At 50.5% G+C, this 7338-nt stretch carries 2 protein-coding genes and 1 pseudogene; all 3 read left to right on the top strand.

What is annotated here, in order from left to right; genetic code table 11:
• Window positions 1-265: 265 nt before the first annotated feature.
• The gene (locus VE954_RS31890) at window positions 266-6613 is read left to right on the top strand and encodes an RHS repeat-associated core domain-containing protein (protein ID WP_324960633.1); all 6348 of its coding nucleotides are present in this window, start codon (window positions 266-268) and stop codon (window positions 6611-6613) included.
• Between the two features lies 1 nt (window position 6614).
• Window positions 6615-6902 carry a hypothetical protein gene (locus VE954_RS31885; protein ID WP_324960631.1) on the top strand — a complete coding sequence of 96 codons (288 nt, stop codon included), beginning with the start codon at window positions 6615-6617 and terminating at the stop codon, window positions 6900-6902.
• Window positions 6903-7110: 208 nt separating this feature from the next.
• A pseudogene (locus VE954_RS31880) lies at window positions 7111-7338 on the top strand (hypothetical protein); the annotation flags it as partial.

The raw sequence follows: 7338 nt of genomic DNA, 5'->3' as shown, positions 1-7338 counted from the left end.
TGGGGACTGCACCGCATCGATTCTAAGCTTTATACAAGGCATTTAGAGAAGGAAGAGAAAAACACGATAGAGAATGCGATTGAAGAAATCGGGCTGCTGAACTAATTTTCAACCCCGGACACCAATTTCCCGACGCTCCCGAAACTCGTGCAGGTGGGGTATATATACGCGTCCATAGCACAGATCAATAGTGCTTTAAAGGTTAGGCGGAATAACCTTGAAAGTCAGTCGAAGCTGGTTGAAGTGAAACGTCCGGAGTCATGACATGAGTTTTTCCAGGTCCCTGCTTACGTTACTGTTTATTATTCTTATGCTTTCAGTAGGATGCTCGAGTGAGAAGAAATCCCTCTCACGACTCAATGGTATTGTGACGTCGCAGAATACAGGGGGTACTTTGCCTGTTGTTGCCGGCGCCTTACCGGTATCGGCTGAGGTTTCACAGCTTGGTTATGCCCAGAGCTCGATTCCGCTCGAAGTGCTGCCTGTCGGAAGCGGATTTTCACCCAAACTTTCATTGATATACAGCTCATCGATGAGCGCTGGAGATGTCGCCGGATATGGCTGGAATCTGGGTGGAATTAGCTCCATTGGGCGCTGCGCGGGCCACCGAAAATTTGAGGGCGCTCACCGCGCCATTGGGCTGAATAATTTGGACAGTATCTGCATTGATGGCCAGAAACTTCTGCTTGTTGAGGGACAAAACCTTCAAAGCGGCGCTGTTTATCGGCCTTTTCTGGACGATTTCAGAAAAATTAACTTCAACGGTGAGTACTTCCAGCTTACCACACGGTCAGGGGAAAAATGGACATTTGGTGAGTCCAAAGGAAGCCGGGAATACGGCAATGCCACGACAGCATTGACTTGGTATTTGAATCGTATTGAGGATCGCAGCGGAAACGCGATCGATTTCACCTATTTCGAAAACGGCCAGCGCCTTTATCTTGATAAGGTCCTCTACGGCGGCAACCGGGTCTTCAATAAGCCCGGCTATCGCTCGATTGAGTTCAAGTACGTCCAGACCGGACGTCCTCACCGCCGCTATATTGCAGGCAGGGAGTTTGACTCAGAACTTTTGTTGACCGGGGTCGATGTAGCGTCGTCATCCATCCAATGGTCCTACGAACTGGCCTATAGGAATATAGAGAATTTTGCATGGCCGGTACTGGATTCCATTCAACAGTGCTTCAAGGGAGCGGCCTGTTTCCCCGCCACCAGATTTCACTATCAGGGTGGGCAGACTCCCAGGGTCAGCGAGCAGGAATCGCGTATCCTTAAAGAATACTCCACCACAGTTGACGGGATCTGGTCTTCAGGCAGAGCCGGACGGGCTTTCCAGGATATCAATGGAGACGGTTTTACAGACTTCATTGCGATTAGAAAGAGTGAGGTGGCCTATAGCCTTGGAAGTCGTGACGGCATGGGAGAACGGATTAAGGTTCCCTTTTCGGGGTCCGAAAACTGGGATCCAAACTACGATATGTTTTCGCTCAATGACATGGATGGTGATGGATATCCGGACATTGTCACCTTTCTGAGCAATGCAACAATGAATGGTGTCTTTGTCGCCCGATGGAATGGCTCCGGTTACGAAAGCTTCAGGAAAATTAGTGGCAACTTCGGGATTGGATGGAGCGTAAGATCAGATTTCCGCTACATTGCCGACGCAAATAACGATGGCCTGCCTGACATCATGGGCATTCGAGCGGATGGCGTATATCTTGCGTTGAATCAGAATGGAACTTTTGTCGGCGGAGACACGCCGGTACTTGCGGCCATGGGTTTCAATCATGCCTGGTCCCGGGTTGAGCACCCTCGCTTTTTCGTCGATGTGAACGCCGATGGTCTCATCGATATCCTTGGTCTTTGGCGCAAGGATGTTCAGGTGGCTTTGGGCAATGGCACCGGGTTTGATCCACCGACCCAGTGGATGAATGGCTTTGGTTATGACCGTTTTTACAGTAACACTCATGCATTCCGCCGCATTGCGGATATGAACGGCGATGGCCTGATCGATCTGGTCGGCTATGCACTCGACGGTATTTACGTCGCCCTTAACACCGGTCGCGGTTTCGCACAGGATGAAAAGTGGCTTTCCGACCAGATTGCAAACAAAAGATGGGACAGCAGTTCTGATAGACGTTTTCTTTTTGATGCCAACAGGGATGGGCTTGCCGACTTTGTTGGATTTAAAAAAGAGGGCGTGCAGATCATCTATGGAGAAGGGCGCCCCATCGATGGCAAGGAGCCGGTGGTCTCGGAACAACTCACCAGGCTACTACGCTGGAGTTCCTCGGCGGGCGAAATAGAAATTGAAGATCTTGATGCCAATGGAAGCCTGGAATTTTTATTTTCAGACAGGGATGGATACTGGAGAGCGGAGATGGAAAGCTCCGCCTTGCAGCTGACCGGAATTGAAGATGGGCTGGGCAACGTGACAAGCTTTGCCTATGCGGATATTACTGATTCTTCCGTTTATACAAGAACCGGCCAGCCAACCTACCCAAAAATTCCGCTCGCAGGACATTTTTCCGTCGTCAGAGAAATCAGCAGGACCGGAAGCAATGGCGTTGATTTCAAGGTGACCTACCAATACGAGGACGCGGTCTTCGATGTTGAAGGATTTGGTTTCCTTGGTTTTGCAAAACGCATGGTCATCGATCATAATTCGAGTACCGAAACCCATGAGTATTTTAGCCACGATACTGAACGCCTCATTCATGGGAGCCTTGTAAAAGCTGAGACCTTTTCACAGAAGGGAGGCCGCAAAATTATTAATCGTACCGGCAGTGAGTTTGAAGTCAAGGTTTTTGCCGATCATCCCCTTCATCGCTTTGCTTATGAAAAATCGTCTTTATCGAACTTTTTCGATGAAGCCGGTGCGGAGATATACACGGTCAAGGTTGACAGCATTTATGATGACTTCCGAAACGCGAAGCACGTGGAGACAAAGGTTCAGGACGGATACGGTACCTACACGACAGTCGTGGAGAGCGTTTTTGAAAACGATCAGACGTCATGGCAAATCGGTCGCGTGAAACAGATCAAAACCACGAAGTCAGACTCACTGAATACCGGGAAAATCGTCAATGTGAGTGAGTTTGGCTATGATAGCGAAGGTCGCATGTCTTTCGAGCTGCAGGAACCCGGTTCACCTCTCTGGATCAAAAAGGAGTTCCAGCGAAACCTGAATCCTTATGGTCTTGTGGATGCAGTCGTGACCAGTTGGGGGCCGGAACATGGCGAGGGACTCGGTTTCTCCCGGGTGACCTCATCAACAACGAAGTACGATGGTCAGGGTTTCGTGAGAGAGCAGGTCAATGCGCTTGGTCATTTGGCCTCTCAGGCTGTGGACCCGGACACAGGACTTGTCACAGATGCCTGGGATATGAACGGTCTCAAGACCACCTACACTTATGATAAAGCCAATAGAATTGAAACGATTACAACACCCTCACTTGTGACCACGAGGATCGAGCGCGGATTCTGTGATGCGTCCTGTCCAGCCAACGCAAAAAGCTGGGAAAAGGCTTCAACGCAGGGTTTTGGTGAAGAAAAAACCTGGCGGGATTCATTCGGCAGGGTTGTGCGATCGGTCAAAAGTCTTTCCACTGAAAAGCAGACGGCTCAGGATCAGATCTGGCACTCCAATGGTCAGATCTGGAAGGTTTCCAAACCCTATTTCACTGGTGAACAGCCAAAATACTGGACCGAGTTTGCCTATGACAATCGCAACAGGCAGAAGAGCATTATTTTCCCGGACCAGACACGCATCGAAACTGTCTTTTCCGGCCTGACCACCACCCAGTACGATGCCCTTGGACACACGAAAACGCTTGAAAAGGATGCTCGTGGCCTTTTGCTGAAGGTCACCAATGCAAAAAATGAAAGCATCAGCTATCGATACGATGCAGCCGGACGGATGACCACACTTACTGACGATGCAGGGAATATTACCAGCATGGACCATGATGTCCACGGGCGTCGCACCAGGCTAGTGGATCCGACCACAGGAACAACCTCTACAACGTACAATGCCTTCGGATTGCCGGCTGTGGAATCCAACGGGAATACCGGTACCAATACATCGTATGATGCTCTGGGTCGTCCGTTGAGCAGGACAAGGCTCCTCACGGGGCAGGCTCCCTTTGCCGAAAGGTTTTCCTATGACACCCGGTCCAACGGCATTGGCATGCCCGCCACTGCGAATGGACCTGACTCCACCGTGACCTATGACTATGATTCCCTGTCAAGACCCTCCGAAACGGTTCAGATCCTGCTGGGAAAAACCTATCGAAGCTGGACCAGGTATGATGCCCTCGGCCGTGTCGAGCAGCTTGGATATCCGAGCGGTTTTGCAGTCGACCATGTTTATGGCGGCGTCAGCGAGCTTACGGAAATTCGCGCTCAGGGATCGCAAAAGGCACTCTGGAAACTTCAGGAGCTTTATCCAAACGGGGCAGTCCGGAGCTATAAACTTGGCAATGGCAGCACCGTTTACGTTAACCTTGATGAGAAAAACGACAGGGTTTCATCGAATATTGCCACCACTCCAGGCCTTGGAAGCCTGGTGTCCAAATCCTATGACTACTATGACAATGGCAGTCTCCGCACCCGTGAGGATGCCCTGACGGGAGTAACGGAGTCGTTCACATATGATGAAATCGATCGACTGAAAACCTTTACCGGTCCTGATCTCAAAACCGTCACAATGAAATACGATGGCATGGGCCGGATTGAATCCCGCAGTGATGTGGGAACCTATGAATATGGTCAAGGGTGCGCTGGCGGTGTGACCAGTCCATTTGCCCTGAAGAAAATCGGGACCAGGACGTTCTGCGCGGACAGCAGAGGCAATTTCCTGAAGTCTGATAAAAGAAGTCTTGTCTATAATGCCCTCGATCTTCCAACCGAGGTCAGGGATGGCACCAACGTTTCCCGATTCGTCTATGGCCTCGGTGGACAGCTGCTCAGCCGCGAGGATCTGGTGAATGGTGAAAAGACCACGACACTCTATGCCGGTGAGGGCTTCGAAACCTTTGAATCCACGGAAGGCACGGTTCAAAGGCATTATGTCGGCGGTTTCCTTGTGGTTGAGATGGAGGGTTCCGAATACCGCGAAAATTATCTCTACAAGGACTACCTGGGCTCCAATATCGCGGTCGCTGATCACAGCGGTCAGGTCACCGAACGATTCGATTACGATCCCTATGGTCAGCGAAGAAATGGGAACAGCCTGAACTGGATTGATGGGTTCAAGCCGAAGGCCACAAGCCGTGGCTTTACGGGCCATGAGCAGATTGACAGCATGAACCTCGTTCACATGAAAGGCCGCATGTACGATCCGACGATCGGGCTCTTCCTTTCAGCTGACCCCTACGTGCAGGATCCAACCGAGATTCAGAATCTGAATCGATATACGTATGTCATGAACAATCCCCTCGCCTATAATGATCCCACGGGGCACTTTTTCAGCAGTCGAACGCTCAAGCATTGGGGACGGCAGATTTCCAATGTTGGAAAAGGAGCGGGCGATCTTCTGACCAACCCTGGCAGGTTCCTCTCCAATAACTGGGAAAAGGGTCGCTCGTGGATCAGCAACTCGCAGAATCAGCGGCTGGTCATGTCCATCGCAATCTCAGCGGCGGCCACGTGGATAGGGCCGGGAGCCGGTGCCCTTTGGTATCAGCAAATGGCCTATTCGGCTGCAGTAGGTTATACAAGCTCCTACGTGGCGTCCGGAGGGGATTCGAAAGCAGCGTTAAATGGGGCGATCACCGGAGCGGCGTTCTCCCTGGTTGGATCGGCTTTTTATAAAGTCAATATGACGCCGGCTGTGCGTATTGGAAAAGTGGCGGCTCATGGCATGGTCGGCGGCGTCTCGTCCGTGTCGGCAGGTGGAAAATTCGAGTCCGGATTCCTCTCGGCCGGGCTGTCTCAGGCTATCGGGCAGGGTCTTGATGAATCCGGCTACGGCTTCAGTGCGGAACCCAAGGGCTGGGAGTATGCATCCAATGCGGCCATAGCCGCGGTTGTAGGTGGTACGGTCTCAGAAGCGACCGGTGGAAGCTTCGAACAGGGTGCGCTGACGGCTGCCATGGGAAGGCTGATGAATGATGGAGCCCATGCGCGCATGATGGAAAGGACCCAGCTCGAAAGGGTGGGCATTGACCAAAGAGAGGTTGATGAAATTGCCTTTGGAGTTCTTCAATCGGGTATTGATGCGCTGGGTGCGATGCCAGGGCTGATCGGTTGCACTGCGGACGGGGTTAATGCTGGGCTTTATGCAGTGTCTGGTGATTTTGAGAGTGCGCTTGGCAGTTTGCAGGGTGCAATTGGAAATGATAGCGCAAAGTTTGCAAAGTACATGACGACAGCTGGTAGTGTTGGTTCGAGTCAAAAGAGCATCCGAAGTTTGGAAAAGAGATTGCAAGAACACAGAGATAAACTTGAAAAGTTTAGTGCGAATCCAGATCTATATGATAACAAAGGTCATCTGAAAAATGCTCCTACGCCTGAGATAAGATCCAGGATCATCAATACCAGGATCAATCACCTTCAAGGAGAGATCCGGAATTTCGAAAACTGGATTGAAAAGCTTAAGAACGGAGGCTGAAGTGGAAATTAAAGTTTCTGAATTAAGGTCCATAGCAAATAAGCTCTTTGATCATTTAGAACATAGAGGTCATTCAAGTCTGACAATTGAGTCAGATTTTTACTGGAGCATACCTCAGGAGCAGCTTTACGACACATATGCTGATCCAAAAAACTTTACCCAAGGCCAATTATCCGATGACTGGAGTGAGCTTCAATCTATCCTGAAAGGCGAAAAAGAGCCTCTTGGATTTGCATTGGTATGGCTCGCCTCGGTATTGAGAAAGATCGGTGAAGATACTGTAGTTTAAACTGGGTGATGTTGCATCACAAGAGCAGCCGCTTAGAATGATCAAACAGGTTGCGTTCAGTGCAGCGCCAGGTCACGAAGTCCTTGTTCGGATGGCTGCAGACGCCCAGCTGCGAAAAGTTGGTTAAGAGGTGGCCGTTGCCGACCACCCCTCACGGTTCTCCAAACTATCTCGCAATGAAAGACCAGTCGGACGTGGGCTCACTTTCGTGCTGCATCGGATGGCCTTAGAAAGGCTTGAGCCGTGTGAGGGGAAACTTTCAAGCACGGTTCTTAGGGGAGTCGGGGTCGGCAACGGCAATGTCATTCGGTTAATTTTTATAAATTTCCATAACTCTCAAATATCTCTACTAAGTTTCCATCTCGCCAACGAAAAAGGTGACTTAATGGAAGCTGCTACGTCTTCTCAGCTGTGGGAAAATATCATAATTGGTATA

It is taken from the genome of Oligoflexus sp., from assembly GCF_035638955.1.
Lineage (GTDB): Bacteria > Bdellovibrionota_B > Oligoflexia > Oligoflexales > Oligoflexaceae > Oligoflexus.
Note: the sequence above shows the minus strand (reverse complement) of the source record. Positions and strands in the feature narration are given on the sequence as shown.